Here is a 21,897-nt window from a genome sequence, read left to right as displayed (position 1 = left end):
AGCAGCAGCCGTGCAAGTAAACGGCTGCGATTTGAGTTAAGGGTCAGGAAATGTTCGCCAAACAAATGAAGTCGCCAGAAGTTCTCTCATCCCATCCCAAAGTGCATTTGATGGCACAGCATCTCCTGATTCCCCCTCGCTCAGTAGGTGAGGGCAGTCACCGTGCAAAGCAGGAGGGCAGTATTCGTGATAAGCGCGATATCATTGTGACTGGTCTGCTTAAGTTCTGGTCTGTTGCGAAACATCATGCCCGCAAGGGTGTGATTCCTGATGCTGATCTCTCATACATCGATGCTGTCGTGAACCATCCCGGTTTCGGTCAGGCAATGCAGAAAGTAGGTTGGGTTAAGTATGACAAGCGGAGAAACTGCCTGGCGCTTCCGGAAATGAAAGGGGAGCAACAAAAGATTGAAGGCAAAAAATCTCAGGCTGCATTGAGGCAGCAGCGCTACCGTATGAGGCTTAAGGTCAGGAACTGGATAGTTGAGGGAAGGCGGGCTGCTGCTGAACTTGCTAATAGCTCACGTTTTAAAAATCAGACTGTCGTCATAAAGCATGATGAGGTTTATGACGAGGAGGGAAGACTGCTGAAGTTAGGGTCAATCACTGTCGATGGCAAAACAACGCACGTTGGTTACTGCTACCCCCAACATAAAACAACTGATAAGCATGGCAGGCGATCCTGGGCATCAGACATATCGATCAGTGATTCATGTGACAAGCCCGGCGTAACGCAGAGCGTCACCAGTAGCGTAACGCCCGATGATTCTGGCGTAACGCAGAGCGTCACCAGTAGCGTAACGCCCGCTGAATCCGGCGTTTCGCAGAGCGTAACCGGCAGCATATCGCCCGGTGATTCTGGCGTAACGCAAAGCGTCACCAGTAGCGTAACGCCCGATGATTCTGGCGTAACGCAGAGCGTCACCGGCAGCATATCGCCCGGTGATTCTGGCGTAACGCAAAGCGTCACCGGCAGCGTAACGCCCGATGATTCTGGCGTAACGCAGAGCGTAACCGGTAACGTAACGCCCGGTGATTCTGGCGTAACGCAAAGCGTCACCGACAGCATAACGCCCGGTGATTCTGGCGTAACGCGAAACGTTCCTGGCGGGCTCACGCGTGTTATACCTTCGCGCGCGCGCACCCGTTTTAGTTTTTTAAGATCTAAAACCTTAAAATCAAAATCTAAAACAACACACATCGCGCGCGAGAAAATTTCATGGCCTGTGGATAACTTCGACCCCAACAGCAAAATCGCGTTGACCCCTGATTGGCTGACTGACTTTCCAGCCCCCTGGGTGAGCAAGTCCTCCCCACATAAAACCCGGCCCAGCGGTTGTGCCTTCGACGCCATGCGCAACGTGACCCAGAGCGTGACAATCCTGAGAACCGGAAACTCCGCCACCTGTGTCACTCGCAAGCGTGCCGCATGTGGCTCAACGGGTGGAGGCAATGCACAATCAACTGAGCAGGCTAAATTCAGGCTTGACCCACACTGGACAACCTCAAGCCAGTTTCTCAAACATGCCCGGCATATTGGCATCGACCTTGATTCTGACGCATCGAACTATGAGCTGAGCGAGTTTGTAAATTACTGGATGGAAGAGGGCGCAGAACACACTCAGAAGCAGTGGGAGACGAAGCTGGCACGGTTTATAGGCAAGGGGCGTAAGCGGGCGGCTAAGCGCGCTTCAGGCCATCAGGACTTTACAATTCCAACCAGCATGGATTACGCCATCCCGCATGGGTTTCATGGGGGATGAACAGACAGCCATGTTACAACAGATCCTTTAGTGAACATGGGAGCCTGGATAGCTGCTAAGAGCGAACAGCGGACATTTTCCTTATTGAGGACATGACAACACAATCACACTCGTTGACTTGAATTATATTTCCATTATTCTGGAAATATAGATTTAAGGAGGCATCATGGACATGAATACCGCAGCCAGCGCATTAAAAGAACTCGGCCATCCCACGCGATTGGCCGTCTATAAAGCGCTGGTTAAAGCCGGACACGGCGGGCTGCCGGTCGGCGATTTACAGAAGCTGCTGGATATTCCTGCATCCACGCTGAGCCATCATCTTTCCGCGCTGATGTCTGTCGGGCTTATCCGGCAAGATCGACAGGGGCGAACGCTTTTTTGTCTCCCACAGTATGAGCGGCTTGAGCAACTGCTGGCCTTTCTCGTCGAAGAGTGCTGTAGCGGAGAAGGTGGATGTGGCTTCAACCTGCCAACACAGTTAACTGAGAAAACAGAATGAACCTGACGGATATGACGCTACCCAATATCGATGCTGACCTGTTTGATGCACCGGTGACGACCGAAAAGCTGCTGGCAACAGAGCCCACTCATGCGCCGCGTATACTGATGCTGTACGGTTCTGTACGTGAACGCTCGTTTAGTCGGTTCGCCACTGAAGAAGCGGCTCGACTGCTGACGGCGATGGGCGCTGAAGTCAGGATTTTTAATCCATCCGGCTTACCACTTCCCGATGATGCCCCCGAAACGCATCCTAAGGTTGCCGAGCTACGCGAGCTGGTGCTGTGGTCAGAAGGCATGGTGTGGTGTTCACCAGAGCGTCACGGCGCGATGACCGGCGTGATGAAAGCGCAGATTGACTGGATACCGCTGTCAACAGGCGCGGTGCGCCCGTCGCAGGGGAAAACGCTGGCGGTGATGCAGGTCAGCGGCGGCTCTCAGTCTTTTAACGCGGTCAACCAGATGCGCATTCTGGGACGCTGGATGCGCATGATTACCATCCCTAATCAGTCTTCCGTGGCAAAAGCCTGGACAGAATTCGATGAAGCGGGCCGGATGAAGCCGTCGGCCTATTACGAGCGTATCGTGGACGTGATGGAAGAACTGATGAAGTTCACCGTGTTGACGCGTGGGCGCAGCGACTATCTTACCGATCGCTACAGCGAGAGAAAGGAGAGCGCGGAGCAGCTCTCAGCCAGGGTTAACCAGCGCAGCATCTGATAAAACCGGCGTTTCGCCGGTTTTTCTTTTCATCCTTTCTAATTACTGGCTGACGCGTTTACCGTCCGCACCAATCACCACTTCGCCATCTTCTTTAGTAAACGGACCTTTCTGCGGATCAGGCAGAATGTCCAGCACGACTTCTGAAGGGCGGCAAAGCTTTGTTCCAAGCGGCGTTACCACTATCGGGCGATTAATCAGGATCGGGTGAGCCAGCATGGCGTCCAGCAGCTCTTCATCTGAGAAGCTGTCGCTGGCGAGGCCCAGTTGTTCATACGGGTCACTATTTTTACGCAGCAGCGCCCGTACGCCGGTACCCATCGCTTCAATCAGCGCTTCAAGCGTTTCACGCGTCGGCGGGGTTTCAAGGTAATGGATTACGTTGGGTTCTGCGCCGCTGTTGCGGATCAGCGCCAGCGTATTACGCGAAGTGCCGCAGGCGGGATTGTGATAAATGGTGATGTCAGACATGGTAAAACCTCGTGTAAGGGGGCCGCATGCGCCGCCCCGGATTATCGTCAGATCGACAGACGCAGCGCGAGCGCGGCAAGCGTAACGGTCAGCACCGGCAGCGTCATAACGATGCCGACCCGGAAGTAGTAACCCCAGCTGATGCGGATGTTTTTCTGTGACAGCACGTGCAGCCACAGGAGTGTTGCCAGGCTGCCAATTGGCGTGATTTTGGGCCCAAGATCGCAGCCGATAATGTTGGCGTAAATCATGGCCTCACGCACGATACCCTGTGCCGAACTGGCATCAATGGAAAGCGCGCCTATCAGCACCGTGGGCATGTTGTTCATGACGGATGAGAAGAGGGCGGTGAGATACCCGGTTCCCATCGCCGCCCCCCAGACACCCGAATCGGAGAAATCGTTGAGCAGCGTGGTCAGATACTCCGTCAGACCTGCATTACGTAATCCATAGACCACTAGGTACATGCCCAGTGAAAACACCACTATCTGCCAGGGCGCATTGCGCAGCACCTTGCGGGTATCAATCACGTGGCCGCGCCGCGCGACCAGCCAGAGGATCAGTGCGCCGACAGCCGCAACCAGGCTGACTGGAACGCCGAGCGGTTCCAGCGCAAAGAAGCCAGCCAATAGCAAAAGGAGCACCACCCATCCGGTGCGAAACGTGCTGATATCACGTATGGCCTCACGTGGCGCTTTGAGCTTCGCCTCGTCATACTTTGCCGGGATTTCCTTTCGGAAAAACAGGTGCAGCATAACGAGTGTCGCCAGCACCGAAGCAATGTTGACCGGCACCATAACCGACGCGTAATCACTGAATCCCAGATGGAAAAAGTCCGCCGAAACGATATTGACCAGGTTGGACACGATAAGTGGCAGGCTCGACGTATCCGCGATAAAACCCGCAGCCATGACGAACGCCAGCGTCGCACTACGGCTGAACCCGAGCGCCAGCAGCATGGCAATCACGATCGGCGTCAGTATCAGCGCCGCACCATCATTTGCAAACAGCGCTGCTACTGCTGCGCCCAGCAGCACGATATACGTGAAAAGCAGCTTTCCGCTGCCGCCACCCCAGCGTGCTACGTGCAGCGCTGCCCACTCAAAAAATCCTGACTCATCCAGTAGCAGGCTGATGATGATCACCGCAATGAACGTGGCCGTGGCGTTCCAGACGATCTGCCAGACCACGGGAATATCACCGATATGTACCACGCCCGTAATCAGCGCCAGTGCGGCCCCGGCCACCGCACTCCATCCAATACTGAGCCCGCGGGGTTGCCAGATAACGAAGATCAGGGTGAGAACAAAGATTGCGCCTGCCAGCAGCATGCTGCCTCCGTGTTTAATGATTAAATGGGGATACACATATGAATAAACAGATATGTTAAAATAAATTTTTTTAAAGGCAGACAGCTCTGCCGTTAGTGGTCGCATGGTCAAGCAGCGCATTATCCGCCAAGTCACGAATTTCGTCACGCTGACTCAGCCAGGCTTGTTCAATGACAGAAGCCGCCCAAGCTGGCATGTGTGGCGACAGGCGATAGTGGATCCACTTACCGTCGCGACGATCGCTGAGTAATCCACTGGAACGCAACATTGCAAGGTGACGGGAAATTTTGGGTTGTGGAAGTTTTAATGCCACTGATAGTTCACACACGCAGAGCTCACCCTTTTCCTTCAGCAGTAGCACCACCGTCAGGCGCGTTTCATCTGAAAGGTTTTTGAACAGTTGTAGTGGTGTCAGAGATAACATGTTGATTGCAGATCCAGGATAGTGCAAAGGGTATAAGGATTAGGATAGAACAGGAACACATTCGATAAAAGAAATATGTTTAGACCCACGGATATTACATGACGAATGACGAATTTGGCCTACACCGAGATACTGAATGCACAGTAATGTTAACAACGTCCGCTCCTGGCACTCAGCGGACGAGGTAACGATCCGCTATAAGCGAAGACCCTACGTTCCTAACCTTAAGTGGTTGTCTACGCTTCCACTCAGCAATCACATCACCCAGAATTTTTGGTACGTCATTTCGTATCCAGGCCATGACTCGCGATCAAACCGGAAATCTGGACCGCACTCATCCATCATAAAACGGCGAACGTTTTGTGTGTTTTTGTAGTCTTTATCCACCATTGTAAAACGTGTTAATGAAGAACTATGCCAATCGATTTTCACTTGTTGACTCCTGATTTAAACAAACGATAGCGGGGTTCAAATTTGACATGCTGACTTTGAAATGCCCGCTTCAAGCACTTAGCTGAAGTTTCGAATTCTGTTATGGCCAGCGCGTCAATATTAGCTTGTTGTAGCAAGCAAGAGGGCGCGCAGCACACCCTGAAGCCATGGGAGAGCCATCTTGGCTGCTTTATCTCGAAGGGGCGTAGGCTTCCGGCTAAGAACCGAACTACTCTAGGGATATCACTGACATGCCGAGTGCCGATGCCGATAATGCGTTACCGGAAGGATTCCGGGGGTGATGGAGAAATAAATCCATACCAACTATTGTTGCCTTATTTTACTGTTCAGATGAATCCTTGTGTCACGCTTCGAATAAAGACATAACACTCCTATCAATTCGAGAGGACACTCAGCTTTTTGCAAGTCGATATTCGATAAACTAAGAATGAATAAACCTGTAGATGACAATAACTGAATGAATTTATGAGATTAAGATTACTCACCGGCAGGGGGGGCATGGTCACCAAATCCTGCCGGCACATATCTGTATGTATTAAGCCGAAACGTTGATAATTGTGCTGGCTGGTGAACGGGATACTTATGTACAAAGGTAAGGTTTATATTCACGTAGCACTCAGAATTCGCAATGCTTCTCGGTTGAACGCAGGCAAATCTTCAGGCGTTCGGCTGGTGACCAGCTTATCGTCATCTACCACAACTTCTTTGTCATAAAAATCTGCGCCCGCATTACGCAGGTCAATGGCGATAGCTTTAACACAGGTCATCTTTCGTCCGCGAACACCATTAGCGCTTATCAATAGCTGAGGTCCATGACAAATCGCAAACACAGGTTTTCCACTTGCGACAAACTCTTTGGTAAAATTAACAAACCTGTCATCGCCACGCAATGTGTCAGGGGAATGCCCGCCGGGGAGCAGTAATGCATCAAATTCTGCCGGGTAAACATGATCAATATCTTTTTCGATTTTGACTTCCGCTTTACCTTGTTTTCCTTTGACAATCTTTCCCGCCTGCATTTCAATGGTGACGACTTCATGTCCAGCCTTTGTATAGGCTTCTGCAGGCGAGGTAAATTCAGAATCTTCGAATTCATCCGTTATCAGGACTGCTATCTTCTTACCCATTTTGATCTCCTCGCTGTAAAAATTCAGTGCACAAGTTTCTGGCACCCCAACAATTCTGGTAGCCATAGCTTGAAATGCAAGCCAGACGGTTGCAGGATAAATGGTCCACTCTCCGGCGAATTCTGTAATGAGCCAGGCCTTGATGTGGCCATTACTCCCTCAGAATAAAATAAATTCAGATAATAAGGCTTATTCGGTGCCTTCGAACTAGTTTGGGCTGCTTCCGTCACTCTTTCTTAACAACTTAGCCGCTTCTAATACAAAAATTTTCGTTTGAAGTTCATTTGATGAAGCAGCTACCCTCTCCAGTTCGTACAAAATATTTTCCTTATTGACCGGTATACCTTTAGATGTCAGTTCAGTTACAGCAGAGCCTATGGCCCTATTAATCAATCCTGTTCTGATAGCTCTCATTTTTTTCTGGATGATGAAAGAAGTAATTTCCATTTAGCATTAAAATAGTTATAAATTATGATATTTCAACTATTTTTTATAAACTCTTAATTATGCTCGGAAAATTAATGAGTGAATCAGTCTTAATCATGATATCACTTCAAGATGAATTGTTTAGGAGGGGGATTGTTAATAAGGCGGATTAACTCGTTTTGGATGTTTATATGCCATGTATGAAAAGGCAAATGGAGTCACGGTGCAAAATGCCTAAGGTAGAGTAAGTTAGCGGTGTATTTTAGCAGAGGTTGTTTTTTCGGTTAGTTAAAACATCACGATGGCATTAGCCGACACTTGTCATAACTGCTGTTTAAGAATGATTATGGATATATAACCGTATGAAAATCAGAATGCTATGGGTTATTATTCATCTGAAGATAAAGGTTTTTATAACATACTCTGCAGGGAGAATCTTAAGCTCTATCTTACAAAAATATCCCGCCGAAGCGGGCGTCATATCGATGACAACACCAGGGGAAAACGTACCAGGCTTTAGTTACTTTCCGGCCTAAGCATTCGCTAGCCTGGTGATAATCATGCGTCCGGTAAATAAGTAAGTTAACAATCTCGCGAGTTGCAATATAAAGACCCATTATTAGGAATAATCTTAAATGCCTTAAGCGAGGCGCAAATAGAACTTATCAGTTTTTGCATCATTTTACCGGCGCGCTATTCTTCCTAGCAGGTAACTTATATCTCAACAGGAGGAAGTTATGGAGACGTACAGGGGCGGCGCTGGTAATTTTGCTTCAGATCGTGAGCGTGCTGCCGAAGCCGGTCGAAAAGGCGGCAAGGTGAGTGGCGGCAATTTTAGAAACGATCCTGAACGAGCAAGAGAAGCAGGTCGTAAAGGCGGCAAGATAAGTCGACGGAATAAAGTATAAACAGGCCGCAATGCTAACGCCTTGTTATTCATGCACCTGCTTAAGGTGGTTTTTATGTAACCACTTACAATGTCAGTTTGTATTTATAAGTATCAGTTCTTGATAAGGCGTCCGGTGATATATTTTTGTTTTTGAACATTAATCATACTTTCTTCGCATCCGGCAGCATACATACTGCTTCTTGATACAAAGGGGGGACTCCAAGGCGATTTTTTAACTTCATGAAAATATTGAATCATTTTTTGTCATTTAAAATCTCGTAGACAAATATTTTCAAGTTTAACTCCTTAGTGCTTATTTAGAGTTATTAGCGCACTTTTGAGGATTAACAATGTGCTTGTTTTAGCGTATGCATTTCTCACTGGTGTATGTCCCTTTAAAAACTTTGACACTGTATGATACTGTCGGACTTACTTTCGGAGGTCACCATGCCCTATAATTCACGAAGTTCACTACCTGATAATGTTAAAAATGTTCTCCCTGCGCATGCACAGGACATATACTTAGCAGCATTCAATAATGCCTGGGATGAGTATAAAGATAAAAAAGACAGGAATGATAACAGCACGCGCGAAGAGGTATCACACAAGGTTGCATGGGCCGCAGTAAAGCATCAATATGAGAAAGGTGAAGACGATAAATGGCATAAGAAATCTAATTAAAATTAACACTATTTCAACGTCAAAAACATTAACGGACTGTGTTAGTAAGATATCCTGAAAGCTATCATGTGTTGTTAAGTTGTGAGTTAAGAACATTGAGTCGAGATATTTTTTTACCACTACGAATAGTTTAAGGTTCGACACATGGGACTATTTTCAGCAAACTTACAGACAGGCCTGGCATATCTACATCAAGTAAGATTCTGACGCATCGAATTATGAGCTAGCCAAGTTTCTGATGAACGAGGGCGCAAAGTATTCGCAGAAACAGTGGAAATCAAGCTTTCCCATTTTATAGCGAAAGTTCGCAAGATTACTGGTAAGGATGGAGTTCGCTGAGATGTTACTTTTGTACTCAGAGCTGATTTTGTAATACCGGAAGCGTTGAGGTGAAAGCGAAGTTATTTTTTAATGTTCACTTGACCTTTATCTTTCATGAGAAGACAGAGGACATAGCTCGGTGACTAGGGTTTTGCAAGTAATATTAATTTTATTGAGCGCTGACATTTTTCCCCTATGACAATATTCAAATCGAACTGAGGGTACTCAGTTAAATGCAGTCGTTACTCATGAGTTGATGCATTAGTTTATGATAATAATCCTGAGCCATGGAGAATGTTTTTAGTAATGTAACTCACGAGTACTAGTTGTGATGAAAGTTCTAAATTCTGGCTCAAGGTTAAATAAACTTCACATTTCAATTCTATCTTCCTTCCGTTTTTTTGGTGTTATCCCCACCTTGAGAAATTTTCAAGACATACTACCTGGGTTGCCTAAATAAGATCACAGCAATATGTACTTTATCGCTATAATCTGCACATTTTTGCTGTGCAAATTTTCTGATGAAACCACTTGAAGATGTTCTATTTATTTGATTTGGCACTTTTCTGAAAATGACTAAACATAAGTTTAATCGTATGATTGACTGCTTAACTTTAAATTGTACCCTCACAAAACCGACGATTTGACAAGATGATGATAAATAATAAAATCATTTGTTTTCAGTCCATTATGCACAGAAGCCTACTAATATTTAAATCAAAAAAATATTTTCTCTCAAATTGTTATCAATGTAAAAAAAGTGGCAGCATGTAGTAAAAATGTTGTAATGTGTAATGGATGTCTTGCAGACAATGTAGATCATCTCTCGATGGTAGTTTGTAAAGTATTCCAACAGTCTTTATCGTAAAAGGTTATTTGATGGTCGATTTTTATTTTTCAATTCAGATGATTACTACGCGCAGCATTCTTATTTATAACAGATAAAATGGCGGAAATAATGCTGTTTAATATTTTGTATTCTTGAATAATTACGGCCTGAATGAGTATAAGTTTTAGTGAGTGCCGAATTTGTCTCAAATTACGAAATTTTCAATTTTGAATGACCTATTTTCGTGCTGGTAGCGAGCATAGAATTCAATTTTCAAGAGTATTAGAAATAAGATCAAGTAATTACTACTATCTTACCGAGTCCAGGTTGCGACTCACACAGCAAACTATAATGGAAACTATCATGTACAATTATAAGGCAATTAAGTACTACGTCAGTGATCATATTAATAATGGATTGTTGTTACATACTGAACGTTGTGAACACCTCCCTCCAGTTGAATCAAGAGCGTTTATCGGGAGTTGTTATACACCTAAACAAGCAATTGCTGTGGCATTGGTGCAGTACGCGAGTGTTACTTATTGCCCGCTGTGCTTAAGTTTGGATCAAGACCAGCAAACACAAGTAAAACCATTAAAACTGGCACAGGTTCATGTTAGCCGCGAAGCCAGGAAACCTCAGCGAAAGCTTAAAACGAAAGTGCTTAAAGCTGTTCGACATTCACCTCACCAGCGGCTTTTCCCCTGATGCCGTTGAAAACATATCGATAAACGTGAACTCCGGTGTGGCGGCATCAGAGGGGGAAGCAACGTCCCATGGATATTCATCTATCTGACTGAAAATATGATGATAGCCAGTGGGATATGGACGCGACAAAACGTTTCTTTTTGCTGGCGAGTAGCAGAGTGGAATTTTCCGCGCCCGGCAGTGATGGAAGGGCTTAGGGAGAGATGGTAAGGTGCGCTTTTTATCATCCGGACTCTGTCTCTTTATGAAGAAACTGCTCCATTCTCCTCTGGCTACCGGTCTGTTGCTTATTATGCTCTCAGTTACCGCAATCATCATGGAAAACACCGCCGCCGACGGCCTCTACCATCAACTGGTGCATGCCTCACTGGGGGGGTGGCCGGTTGAAAAGGTTGTCAATGATGTGCTGATGAGCATTTTCTTTCTGCTGGTTGGACTGGAAATAAAGCGTGAACTGCTGTCGGGTAAACTTGCACAGTGGGATCAACGTATCCTACCAGGTGCAGCTGCGCTGGGCGGAATGTTGGTGCCCGCAGCCTGTTTCGTTTTTTTTAATCATGATAATCCTCAGGCGCTCAATGGCTGGGCCATCCCGTCAGCCACAGATATTGCATTTTCTCTGGGTGTTCTTGCCATGATGGGAGATAAAGTGCCTCCTTCACTCAGGGTATTTCTTGCAGCGCTGGCAATTATTGATGATCTGGGTGCGGTAATCATTATCGCGGCATTTTACACGCACAGTCTCAGCTTGATTATGCTGGGAGGCGCTGCTGCTGTGACACTGTGCCTGATAATCATGAACAAATCCGGGGTGAAGTCGCTGTCCGCTTATCTGCTAACAGGCATGTTACTGTGGTATTTTGTTTACCATTCCGGCGTTCACGCCACTGTGGCAGGTGTCATTCTTGCGCTTTCTATTCCGCACACCGCACGTACGCATGCGCAATTTTCTCCACTTAGCCGGCTTGAGGTTAAGCTTTCTCCTTGGGTTGCTTTCCTCATCGTTCCTGTTTTTGGCTTTGTAAATGCCGGGGTGAATTTGAAGGGCATTTCTGCTGAACAGCTGCTGTCTCCCATTCCTGTCGGGATCGCACTGGGACTATTTGTGGGTAAACAACTGGGCGTAGCGACAGTCTCATGGTTACTGATCAGGCTCCGAATGGCCCGTATGCCTGAAGGCGCGACAGCCGTCCAGTTTTATGGTGTGGCTATTCTCTGTGGGATTGGTTTTACCATGAGCCTGTTTATTGGTGGTCTGGCTTTCCCGGGCGATGATGTAATGCAAAGTGAACTTAAAGTGGGTGTACTGGCAGGATCAGCATTGTCAGCGCTTGCCGGTCTGATTTTCTTAAAACTGGCGACAGTAAGTCGACATAATGAGCAGGTAGCATAATTTCATGGGACTTATAACTTGCCAGTGATGTGCCTGCCGACATGCGTTTCGGGAGACCCCCGTGCATAACCTTTTTTTAAAGGCCCCCTCCAGGCTCAGGGTAATTTTCCACCTATGCGGCTTTCTGGTGATGCTTTACAGCCTCACGATGTTGCTACCGGCACTCATGGCACTTTTTAACCGCGATCGCAGTTATCTTGATTTCCTGTCAACGTTTGCACTATTTTTCAGCGGGGGCACAGGCCTGTGGGCCATCACCCGCTCCCCAGGGCTGCAGTTGCGCACTCAGGATGGCTTTATCATTATTGTGCTTTTCTGGCTGCTGTTTTCGATAATCAGTGCCATGCCTTTCTGGCTGAATGACTCACTGGGCTTCAGTTTTGCCGATGCGATGTTTGAAGGCGTTTCAGGTATTACGACGACGGGTGCCACTGTCGTTGAGAGTGTCAGCGAACTTCCTAAAGCCTATCTTCTGTATCGCGCACAACTGAATTTCATCGGCGGTCTGGGTGTCATTGTTCTGGCTGTCGCGGTACTTCCCTTACTGGGCATTGGTGGAATGAAACTCTATCAGTCCGAAATGCCGGGGCCGTTCAGGGAAGAACGCCTCACTCCCCGCCTTGCCGACACAGCTAAAAGCCTGTGGCTTGTCTACACGGCCCTGGGCGTAAGCTGTTCTCTGGCCTACTGGATGGCCGGACTACCGATTTTTGATGCGATATGTCATGGGTTATCAACGGTTTCACTGGGGGGATTCTCCACGCACAGCGAAAGTCTGGGGTTCTATCAGAATCATGCGGCTGAACTTGTTGGTGGGGCGTTTTCACTGCTGTCCGGGCTCAATTTCACGCTCTGGTATATGGCGCTGATAAAGCGCACGCTAAAGCCGTTCAAAAATAACGCGGAACTTCGCTTTTTTCTGGCGGTTGTCACGGTCGCAGTGCTGATCACGGCCTGGCAAATCTGGCATGCCGGCATGTATGACGCAACGGATAGCCTTATTCATGCCTTCTTTCTCACCAGCTCCATGATCACGGATAATGGCCTCGCAACGGCCGACTATGCCAGCTGGCCCTCACACACCATCATCTTTTTGTTGATCGCCAGTTTTTTTGGGGGCTGTGTGGGTTCCACTTGCGGAGGCATTAAAGCTCTTCGCTTTCTGGTGCTGTTCCGGCAGAGCCGCCACGAAGTACACCAGCTGGCACATCCACGCGCCATCCTGAGTGTTCGGGTGGGCAACAGCGTAGTCAGTGACAGAGTGCTTCGGTCAGTCTGGAGTTTTTTCTTTCTGTACGTTTCAATGACGGTCGTACTGGTCTGGCTGCTCAATATGATGGGTTATGATCTGCTGACCTCGTTTGCCACCGTCGCAGCCTGCATCAACAATATGGGGCTTGGCTTCGGTGAAACGGCATCAACGTTTGGCACGCTGAACGACACTGCCAAATATCTGATGTGTGCGGCAATGCTGATGGGGCGGCTGGAAATCTATCCGCTGCTAATCTTGTGCTCACGCTTTTTCTGGCGGTCCTGAGATGTCTCGTCAGGTTTCTGATATGAATATTTGCTAAAAAAAGAGGCGTATTCAGCGCCTCTTTTGAGTTATATGCGCTTTTAGCGTACTACGTGCAGGAAATGCAGATGCTTCTCATACTGATCGAGAATGTCATGAATAATTTGTTCCTGTGTCCATCCCATGACGTCATAGTCTTGTCCACCCTCTTTGAGATAGACTTCGGCGCGGAAGTACCTGTGCTCCTCATCCCGATCCGTGTCGGACATGCCGGCCAGCGCGAAAGCCGGCTGCATGTACGAGCGTAGCCTGACCTGATACACAAAGTTCAGCTCGTTGCCGAGGTCAACTTCAAAGTGCAGGCCATCATCAGCATCGGTAAGGGTATGCGAAACGGTATTCTGTTTCGCCAGCTCCTGTTCAACCATTTCCATTGCGGGCTGGATCACCTCGGTCATAAAACGCTTTACCTGTGAACGCTTAGGAAAGTAGGCGATATTGCGCAGTCGGCGTTGCCAGGAAATAGGGTTACGTGCTGCCGTGGGCGCAATGGTCGCGATTTGCTTGCTGTCACGCTTCCACGCATCAACCCGCAGCGCCTTCATGAGGCCATAAATTGACATCAGCAGAATAACGGCAAAGGGCAGGGCGCTGGCGATAGTCACCGTCTGCAGCGCCTTCATACCCCCGGCAAGCAACAGCGTTACAGCAACAACACCCATGAGCCCGGCCCAGAATATACGCTGCCATACCGGAGTCTTATCCGTTCCTCCGGAGGCTAGCGTATCCACTACCATCGCGCCGGAATCAGCAGACGTGACGAAAAACACCACAACCATGGCCATGGCGATAAACGACAGGACCGAACTGAACGGGAAGTGCTCGAGAAAATTGAACAGCGCCAGCGTCTGATCTGACTGTACCGTCTCGGCCAGATCCCTTGCTCCTTTCTGCATGATAAGCCAGATGGCGCTGTTGCCAAAAAAGGTCATCCACAGCAGGGTAAAGCCCGCCGGCACAAACAGCACGCCGGTCACAAATTCGCGGATTGTACGGCCCCGGGAGACTCGGGCGATAAACATCCCGACGAACGGCGACCAGGCCAGCCACCAGCCCCAGTAAAAGAGTGTCCATCCTCCCAGCCATTTGCTGGACTTCGGCTCGTAGGCATACAGGTTGAATGTCTTCGTCACCAGTTCAGAAAGATATCCACCAGTATTTTCAACAAATGATTTCAATAACAGTACTGTCGGCCCCAGCGCGCCGACCAGGATAAGCAGTAGCACCGCAAGGCTGAGGTTAATCTCGGAGAGGATGCGAATACCTTTATCCAGACCGGAGACCACTGAAAGCGTAGCCAGTGCCGTGATGACAACGATCAGAATAACCTGCATGGTTTCATTTACCGGCACGCCAAATAAGTGATTGAGTCCCGCATTTACCTGCAACACGCCGTATCCCAGTGACGTCGCAACGCCGAGTACGGTTCCGATCACAGCGAAGATATCGACGGCATGTCCCATCCATCCATAAATTCTGTCGCCGATAAGAGGGTAGAGGGCCGAACGCAGAGTAAGTGGCAAGCCATGACGGTAACTGAAAAAAGCCAGTATCAGCGCCACGATGGCGTAAATGGCCCAGGCATGAAGCCCCCAGTGAAAAAATGTGATGCGAAGCGCTTCTTTGGCCGCCTGTACGGTTTCAGGCGAGCCGGATGGCGGTGACATATAGTGCATAACGGGCTCAGCCACGCCGAAAAACATCAGGCCGATACCCATTCCGGCTGAGAAGAGCATGGCAAACCAGGAGTGATAGCTGAAATCGGGTTCGGCGTGATCGGGGCCGAGTTTTATGTCACCGTAACGAGACAGGCCCAGATAAGCCACTGTCAGCAGAATAAGCGCAACGGCTAAAATGTAAAACCAGCTGGCGTTGGCAAAGAGGGCATTTTGCAGCGCACCGAGTTGCACGTCCGCCTGCTCTGGAAAAAGTGCGGCAAATGCAACCAGCACAACTATAAGCGCGGCAGATGTAAAGAACACCGGTGGATTAATGTGGATGCGTTTAGCGATTTCGCCAGGTTCAGAAGAAGTCATAACGTTCCTGTACAGATTGAATGAATTCCAAATGTAACAATCAGTATGGAACAGTAAAACCCATGCGCCAGCGAATGCGCAATTATTCAGCAGCGGGTTGCCATAAATCGGAAGTTATGAGTTAAATTCATCTTCAAGCCTTTTACTCAGGCCTGTTACTCAAGCCAGTAGCTGTAAATTCGCCTGCAAGAACTTCCAGAATGTGAAAATCCCCCTTATAAGTGAGTGCCTGCCTTGCGCGCTCAAGCGCTTGTTCTGAATGACGCCTGGCTTCACTTTCATATCTTTCGGGTCGAAAGCGCGCTAGCGCAATCAGGGCCTTCTGTAACCGGATGTGCACCTCGACCAGAGCCGCACCATCACGCGCAATGGGCGTAAAAATATCATCAAACATATCACTGAGTTCGGCTGGTCGGATGAAAAGCCGGTAGTAAGACGTATCTACAACGTCTGCAACGTCAGGCTGGCTGAAGAGCCTGACGGCTCTGCCAATGATGTCGATTGCCGTTCCAGGATCGTTTACAGCTGGGGAAAGTGCGCGTGAGGCTATTTCGGACAAAACGCTCAGCCCAAACCGTGGGTCCTGGTCAAATGATCGCTGAGCTCCAATCGTGAATGCCTCCCTCAACTCGCCGGACTGCTCCGGAGATAAGGCTTTCTGGCTCCACAACAAGGGGCAGGTTAAGTGAATAAATGCACCGGGTCGAGTGTTGAGATAGAGCCAGACGCTGTGCTTTTCAGCAAAATCAGAAAGTCGCCTGAGATCCACGTGCTGTAAATAGCCGACGCTGCAGGGCATAAGCGGGAAATCTGTGGTGGGCTCAACATCCCCATGCCAGGGAGAGCATCCCATGCAGGGATCCCTGAGACGTTCAGCGAGCGGCAGCGCAGTGGCCTCTTCAACGCGCTGGGATGTTTCAGCCATGCGTCCGAACTGCGAAAGATGCTGGATCCAGCGAAGCAGCGTAATGACGATCATCACGATGACCATCAGCGTGACAAAGAAAAGTACGACGCGCCCCTGCCTGCCGTAAGCCCCCATACCCAGTGCCACAATGCCTACAAGGCTGTACAGAAACGAGCCAATAAAAGTGGCGAGCACGTTCTGTGTCGTTCTGTCCTCCAGCAGCAGTCGAGTAGCGCGCGGCGTTACGCTGCTACTGGCTGTGTTATAGGCAGACACCATGATGTTGAGTGAGAAAGTGGTAACCGCCAACATGCTGGATGCAAGAATACCAAGAATTTTATCAACCGCATCGGTGCCGATAATGCCGGATACCGTTGGGGGGATAAACGATTTTATCGCAATGGCTACAAGAGCGGTTATAACGGCCAGCACCGCAAAGAGGGAGCTTCTGAACCACAACTGCCGGGTTAGCTGACTAAGTATCCATTGAGTTTTCGACATCCCTGTATCCTGAATGTTGAGGTCATAAAAAATTCAAGAAGACAGAAGGCTATCTTCTATACGGGTTTCGGCATCGTGTCGGAATGCGCAGTAGTCAAACCTCAGCCACAGCGCACGTAGCGCAATGTTTTCACGGCGACCTGTGAAATAGCTTAGCCCGGCAAAACTCCTGTTGACGGCTTCATGCGCTCAAGTGCCTGAAGGATGTCTTATTTGTTGACGGAGATCCCCTTTTTAGTCAGCGCACTGACGGCAGTTCCGATAACCGATACAATCAGTAAAGTTCAGCCATGTTTTCTATGTTTTCTGGCGTGATGAGAGATTAATTATTCAGTCATCTGTTAAGTTAAAAATTTTATCTCTGAAGTGGCTATATTGCCCACTTCAGAGATTCGACTGTAATGCAGAGGTCAGATAAGGAAGTCATCCAGAGACTTACCACCATCAATAGCCACCTTAATAACAGCCGGTGTTCTGCCCTGGCCAGTCCAAAACTTCTCCTGACCGTTTTCAATATACTTATATTTAGCGGGGCGGGGGGGACGTTTAGTGGCAATCTTACCAGCAGAGGCAAAAGATCCCAGCAGTTCATTTGGATCGATACCGTCCTTAAGCATCAGCTCACGATATTTAGCCAGCTTTTCTTCTTTCTCACGGACGGCATCTTCTGAAGCCTGGATTTCTTCAAGGCGTTCAGAAACGATAACCTTAAATTTTTCCAGCATTTCTTCCAAATCTTCAAGCTGGAATTCGCGGGCCTGGGCGCGCAGAGAACGAATATTATTTAATGACTTAAGTGCATCACTCATGTACTTCTCCTGGAAGTGGCGTTGCAGAGAAATTGAAAAAGTTATAATCGTTACGGTTAAAAATCAGTGATATTATAATATACACTGAGATAAGCACATCATACCCCTTTTCAACAACGAGTCTCAGACTGTGTAATATTTTTATATTACTTCTGATTTTTTTAAAAAAAATCAGAAGTAAAGTGCAAAGGTGCTGATCGAAAACTGCGTGAATATTCCTTGATACGGCTAAATTCCCTGCACTTTCCCTGTGCTCCAAATGCAACCTTGTCCTTAAACTTAACCAGCGATAAATCGGCAAAAACAACAGTTATTCCTCATGAGTGTCTTGTCAACATTCACGACAGTGTTTTTTATAACGAGTTCTGAATTGAACTCAGAATTCGCACTATAACGTTGATATGAAAGAACCCATGCGCAAGAAGTGTTTGACGAGCAATCCTGATTCCTTCTCCAGGCTGCCTGAGGGCTTACATTAATTATGTCACAGCAACAAAGAACGGCTGAAGTGAGAATTCAAAGGACGTGTAAATTATCCCCCGGCGCATCCACGCTCCGATAATTCTCCAGCTTATCATAGATTCAGGGTTGCACGAAGATTATGATGTGGTAGGGTATGAAATCGTTTAATTGTTATGGAGTAATTGTTGCTGGTCACAAAAATGATATCAAGCCAGCTTCTTAAATGAAATATGACTAATGTTAACCTGAACTCAGTTTTCCTCGCTAATTATTATCATCTACTCCGCTACTCACATCACCACCTAAGCAAATAGCAATTTTGCAATATTCCAGTCCCTTTCTTTTTTCCGTCTTCACCTGTTGGTGAGGAAAGAATTTGCGTGCACGACAACCAGGAAATATTCAATGATTTTGACTAAAAAACTACTCGTATTATCACTTGCAGTGACTGCAGTTTCTCACGTTGCTGTGGCTGAAACACTACCAGGCAGTGGCATTAGTGTTTTTCCGGTACAAAGTACACTTCCAGAAGAGTCATTTCAGACTGAGCTGATAAACAAAGCTCTCGAAAAGCTCGGTTACAACGTAAAGGCAACCGAGGAAGTCGATTACAATGTAGCATATACCGCTATTGCTTCCGGTGACGCAACCTTCATGGCCGTCAACTGGGAACCACTGCAACACGATATGTATAATGCCGCCGGTGGAGACAGTAAATTTTACCGTGCGGGCACCTATATCAGTGGTGCAGCTCAAGGTTACCTGATTGATAAAAAAACAGCAGATAAATATCAGATCACCGATATTTCACAATTGTCAGACCCTAAAATTGCGAAACTCTTCGATGCCAATGATGATGGTAAAGCTGATCTTGCAGGATGCAATCCTGGCTGGGTATGTGGACAAGTTATCAATGCTCAGTTAAAAGCATATGGACTTAGTAAAACTGTTCAACAAAACCAGGGAAATTACTCCGCTATAATAGCGGACACTATGACGCGCTATAAATCCGGCAAGCCTGTGCTTTATTTCACCTGGACACCTTACTGGGTCAGTGATGAATTAAAACCCGGCAGGGATGTGATCTGGCTTACTGTTCCATTTTCGGCAACTCCCGGATCGCAAAAAAATGAGGATACTGCACTACCTAACGGCAAAAATTATGGATTCAAGGCCAACAATGAGCATGTTGTCGCTAACAGGGAATGGGCAGAGAAAAATCCTGCAGCAGCAAAACTTTTTTCTATCGTTAAGCTTCCACTTGCCGATGTTAACGCACAAAACCAGCGCATGCACACAGGCGAATCTTCATCAGCTGATATTGAGCGACATGTGAATGGCTGGATCCATGCGCATCAGTCTCTCTTTGACGGCTGGATTAAAGAAGCCACTGCAGCCGCAAATCCACGGCACTGATTTCCAACTCGTTCGTCATATGTGAAAATCATACACTTATGGCACTCACGTGTACCAGAATCGAGTGCACTTAGCCCATAGCCAAATCTGCGCTACAGTTTGAGTACAGAAGGAATCTATGGGCATACCACCTTCTACCCAGAGTTTGTAGTAGAAGCAGCCTGCCAGAACACCCTACGATGCTATTCTTTCTCCAACGTTTCTGAACGCTGACCACGACTCAAAAACCGGCCCATTCAGGAACAGAATTCTGACATGATAATCCCTCCCCCGAGTTGAGATTGTGCCAATTTAAAAGTCCCGATGAGCAGTTAGTATTTTGGGTGAAGCTTTCTGGCTGGGTACCTTCCGTGCCGACGGTCTACCGAAAGCCCGATATCTCCGACGTCATGTCCTACACCTGGCGCGAAAATTATGGAGGAATTTCCCTCCAGAAGAACTAAAAGACATGCGGCAGGCCTATCGAGGAGACTTCACAACAGTAGGATGCTGACTGTGCATGTAGTACGCAGCGTTATGGGGCTGGCGGTTATAAACATGCTTGACGAAGGTATACCGATTACGAACGATTCACTGGTCGGTTATATGGCCGCAATGTTTGAGGATGAGGCCAGGAGTTGTGTGGCAGAGCTGGCAATGTATCTTTTTGGTGTCAGCAAGCACTGAGCCAAAAGAAAACCCGGCACGGCGGCCGGGTAGTAATGATTTAATGCATCGGTGGTTTTGGTAGCTCTGGCCTCTTGACAGCCTCTACTATCTTTAGCGCTTCTGCAGGTGAAAGAGCACCATCTAATGCCTTCTTGGCAAGGTAATCACCGAGCCTGTTAGGGATGTAATCACTTTGCATCCACCGCCGGAACACACCTAAAGCATCATCTGGATAAATCCATGCCTCGATTGGACCCGCTCTGTGCTGAGGAAACCAGTCAGGGTAAACGTGAGGTGATTTTGTCCTAGCGCCATACTTTTCGTCAAAACCATTTGCAACCCAATACTTAGACCACATTGTTCCAACGCTAATATCAGGAATTGCTGATGGCCCAAAATCAAAGTTACCCTTGACCATTTTTAGTGATAGATCAGCCATCTCTCTGAAAACTGAAAAGTAACCAAATGGCACTTGATCGTTCATTAGTAATCGCTCATGAAAGCATTCAAGAGCTCCCCTTTGAGGATTGTCTGGATCGATTCCAACGCTGAGATAGATAAATCGGCGAAGCTGTGAGCCCGCTAATCGTCTAAAGTTCTCCAAGGCAACCTCACGGCTACCCTGGGATGCCTCAAAAGCATAATATTCAAGAATGGCCATGCACACGCTATCAGGGAAAGCGTTTGTTTCGGTACCTTGAATTAGTGTTTTATGAAACAAACGATTGAGATTAAGCCCCTGAGCTTTAAGCCTTTGGTCAATAAACAAGCCTCTTGGCTTAGTTCTTTCTTCTTCCCAATTAGCGGTCATTCTCAATAGAGCTGTATGGTCAACGCCGCACAGTCTGGCAAGCCCTCTAAGCGTTAAGAATGGTGAACCATCATTCATTACTCCCATCTGGATGCCATCAATGTCAGCTTCTTTAATGGGGTAAAGCTGCATTTCCAGCTGGTGACCAGATAGCATTAAAGGTAGGTTATCCATATGATTTATATAGCCTTATAGGTGGTGCCCAAAGGGCTTTATTTCCCTGAACGTTAATTCGACAAGGTCTTCGCCTTATTCGCGCTGTGTGAAATACCATCATACCCTGGTGCGCAAGAGTGAAAATAAAAAATGTCTATGCTCACCAATCCCTTCGCAAAAACCTCCCTCGATCGACTTGATCTAACCTGGTGATCGATATTACTGTATTTATATACAGTATCTATCAGGGAGGGTGATGACCATGCCCCGCGACTACGAAATCAAAGACGCCTTTAGGTTCGCAATCAAACGCGATGCCGCTGGCCGATACACCGTCAGTACACTCGATTTTGTCACTGAGCTTAAGCGGCTCAACTGGCATTACACACCGCGCGAAGCCAACAACTGGATAGAAGCGCACAAGTCAGTTTTCCGGGATATTTCCACAGCGGAAGGTGATGAGCGCGTGTTTCAGGTGTTCAATCCAAATGGTTGAGAATAAATAAAATATTAAATTTTCTTTTAATTTTGTTCTGAA

Annotated in this window: 19 protein-coding genes and 1 pseudogene; 10 read left to right on the top strand and 10 right to left on the bottom strand. The window is 47.7% G+C overall.

What is annotated here, in order from left to right:
* Positions 1-50 precede the first annotated feature (50 nt).
* The 3 genes from VIJ98_RS23225 (at position 51) to arsH (ending at position 2,984) form a co-directional block, all read left to right on the top strand.
* The gene (locus VIJ98_RS23225) at positions 51-1,763 is read left to right on the top strand and encodes a DnaT-like ssDNA-binding domain-containing protein (RefSeq protein WP_323271637.1); all 1,713 of its coding nucleotides are present in this window, start codon (positions 51-53) and stop codon (positions 1,761-1,763) included.
* 166 nt (positions 1,764-1,929) lie between these two features.
* Positions 1,930-2,265, top strand: coding sequence for a helix-turn-helix transcriptional regulator (locus VIJ98_RS23220; RefSeq protein ID WP_008109300.1), 336 nt, complete (start codon positions 1,930-1,932; stop codon positions 2,263-2,265).
* The gene (gene arsH / locus VIJ98_RS23215; RefSeq protein WP_008109299.1) at positions 2,262-2,984 is read left to right on the top strand and encodes an arsenical resistance protein ArsH; all 723 of its coding nucleotides are present in this window, start codon (positions 2,262-2,264) and stop codon (positions 2,982-2,984) included. The genes VIJ98_RS23220 and arsH overlap by 4 nt, the downstream gene beginning before the upstream one ends.
* Positions 2,985-3,026: 42 nt before the next feature.
* On the opposite strand, the gene arsC is transcribed toward arsH, so the two are convergent.
* The 6 genes and pseudogenes from arsC to VIJ98_RS23185 form a co-directional block, all read right to left on the bottom strand.
* Positions 3,027-3,455, bottom strand: a complete 429-nt coding sequence (gene arsC / locus VIJ98_RS23210) for an arsenate reductase (glutaredoxin) (RefSeq protein WP_323271636.1) — start codon at positions 3,453-3,455, stop codon at positions 3,027-3,029.
* Between the two features lie 47 nt (positions 3,456-3,502).
* The gene (locus VIJ98_RS23205) at positions 3,503-4,786 is read right to left on the bottom strand and encodes an arsenic transporter (protein WP_008109295.1); all 1,284 of its coding nucleotides are present in this window, start codon (positions 4,784-4,786) and stop codon (positions 3,503-3,505) included.
* Positions 4,787-4,856: 70 nt separating this feature from the next.
* The gene (locus tag VIJ98_RS23200) at positions 4,857-5,210 is read right to left on the bottom strand and encodes a metalloregulator ArsR/SmtB family transcription factor (RefSeq protein WP_008109293.1); all 354 of its coding nucleotides are present in this window, start codon (positions 5,208-5,210) and stop codon (positions 4,857-4,859) included.
* A gap of 172 nt (positions 5,211-5,382) precedes the next feature.
* A pseudogene (locus tag VIJ98_RS23195) lies at positions 5,383-5,642 on the bottom strand (DUF6434 domain-containing protein).
* Positions 5,643-6,268: 626 nt separating this feature from the next.
* Positions 6,269-6,790, bottom strand: coding sequence for a type 1 glutamine amidotransferase domain-containing protein (locus VIJ98_RS23190; RefSeq protein WP_323271635.1), 522 nt, complete (start codon positions 6,788-6,790; stop codon positions 6,269-6,271).
* A 207-nt stretch (positions 6,791-6,997) separates the two neighbouring features.
* Entirely contained in the window at positions 6,998-7,237 is a 240-nt protein-coding gene (locus VIJ98_RS23185; protein ID WP_323271634.1) for a hypothetical protein, read from the bottom strand.
* 716 nt (positions 7,238-7,953) lie between these two features.
* On the opposite strand from VIJ98_RS23185, the gene VIJ98_RS23180 reads away from it, so the two are divergent.
* From VIJ98_RS23180 to VIJ98_RS23160, 5 genes are all read left to right on the top strand, one after another.
* The gene (locus tag VIJ98_RS23180; protein ID WP_091003902.1) at positions 7,954-8,124 is read left to right on the top strand and encodes a general stress protein; all 171 of its coding nucleotides are present in this window, start codon (positions 7,954-7,956) and stop codon (positions 8,122-8,124) included.
* Between the two features lie 428 nt (positions 8,125-8,552).
* Positions 8,553-8,786: a putative cation transport regulator ChaB gene (gene chaB, locus VIJ98_RS23175; protein ID WP_323271633.1), complete on the top strand. Its 234-nt coding sequence runs from the start codon at positions 8,553-8,555 to the stop codon at positions 8,784-8,786.
* Between the two features lie 1,513 nt (positions 8,787-10,299).
* A complete protein-coding gene (locus tag VIJ98_RS23170) occupies positions 10,300-10,644 on the top strand; it encodes a hypothetical protein (RefSeq protein WP_323271632.1) in 345 nt (114 codons plus the stop codon).
* A gap of 244 nt (positions 10,645-10,888) precedes the next feature.
* On the top strand, positions 10,889-12,037 hold the full coding sequence (gene nhaA / locus VIJ98_RS23165) for a Na+/H+ antiporter NhaA (RefSeq protein WP_323271631.1): 1,149 nt from the start codon (positions 10,889-10,891) through the stop codon (positions 12,035-12,037).
* A gap of 130 nt (positions 12,038-12,167) precedes the next feature.
* Positions 12,168-13,574, top strand: a complete 1,407-nt coding sequence (locus tag VIJ98_RS23160) for a TrkH family potassium uptake protein (RefSeq protein WP_323271810.1) — start codon at positions 12,168-12,170, stop codon at positions 13,572-13,574.
* A gap of 80 nt (positions 13,575-13,654) precedes the next feature.
* On the opposite strand, the gene VIJ98_RS23155 is transcribed toward VIJ98_RS23160, so the two are convergent.
* The 3 genes from VIJ98_RS23155 to VIJ98_RS23145 form a co-directional block, all read right to left on the bottom strand.
* Complete coding sequence (locus VIJ98_RS23155) at positions 13,655-15,649, bottom strand: choline BCCT transporter BetT (RefSeq protein ID WP_323271630.1); 1,995 nt, start codon at positions 15,647-15,649, stop codon at positions 13,655-13,657.
* A gap of 142 nt (positions 15,650-15,791) precedes the next feature.
* The gene (locus VIJ98_RS23150; protein WP_323271629.1) at positions 15,792-17,057 is read right to left on the bottom strand and encodes a DUF2254 domain-containing protein; all 1,266 of its coding nucleotides are present in this window, start codon (positions 17,055-17,057) and stop codon (positions 15,792-15,794) included.
* Between the two features lie 410 nt (positions 17,058-17,467).
* The gene (locus VIJ98_RS23145) at positions 17,468-17,866 is read right to left on the bottom strand and encodes an H-NS family nucleoid-associated regulatory protein (protein ID WP_323271628.1); all 399 of its coding nucleotides are present in this window, start codon (positions 17,864-17,866) and stop codon (positions 17,468-17,470) included.
* 867 nt (positions 17,867-18,733) lie between these two features.
* On the opposite strand from VIJ98_RS23145, the gene proX reads away from it, so the two are divergent.
* Complete coding sequence (gene proX, locus VIJ98_RS23140; protein WP_091003889.1) at positions 18,734-19,744, top strand: glycine betaine/L-proline ABC transporter substrate-binding protein ProX; 1,011 nt, start codon at positions 18,734-18,736, stop codon at positions 19,742-19,744.
* Positions 19,745-20,450: 706 nt separating this feature from the next.
* Here the strand turns inward: proX and VIJ98_RS23135 are convergent.
* A complete protein-coding gene (locus tag VIJ98_RS23135; protein WP_323271627.1) occupies positions 20,451-21,377 on the bottom strand; it encodes a hypothetical protein in 927 nt (308 codons plus the stop codon).
* Positions 21,378-21,621: 244 nt separating this feature from the next.
* On the opposite strand from VIJ98_RS23135, the gene VIJ98_RS23130 reads away from it, so the two are divergent.
* Complete coding sequence (locus tag VIJ98_RS23130; RefSeq protein WP_008101736.1) at positions 21,622-21,855, top strand: hypothetical protein; 234 nt, start codon at positions 21,622-21,624, stop codon at positions 21,853-21,855.
* The last annotated feature ends 42 nt before the right edge of the window (positions 21,856-21,897 follow it).

Origin of the sequence: Pantoea sp. S18 (assembly GCF_045689705.1) — a bacterium.
GTDB classification, from domain to species: domain Bacteria; phylum Pseudomonadota; class Gammaproteobacteria; order Enterobacterales; family Enterobacteriaceae; genus Pantoea; species Pantoea symbiotica.
Note: the sequence above shows the minus strand (reverse complement) of the source record. Positions and strands in the feature narration are given on the sequence as shown.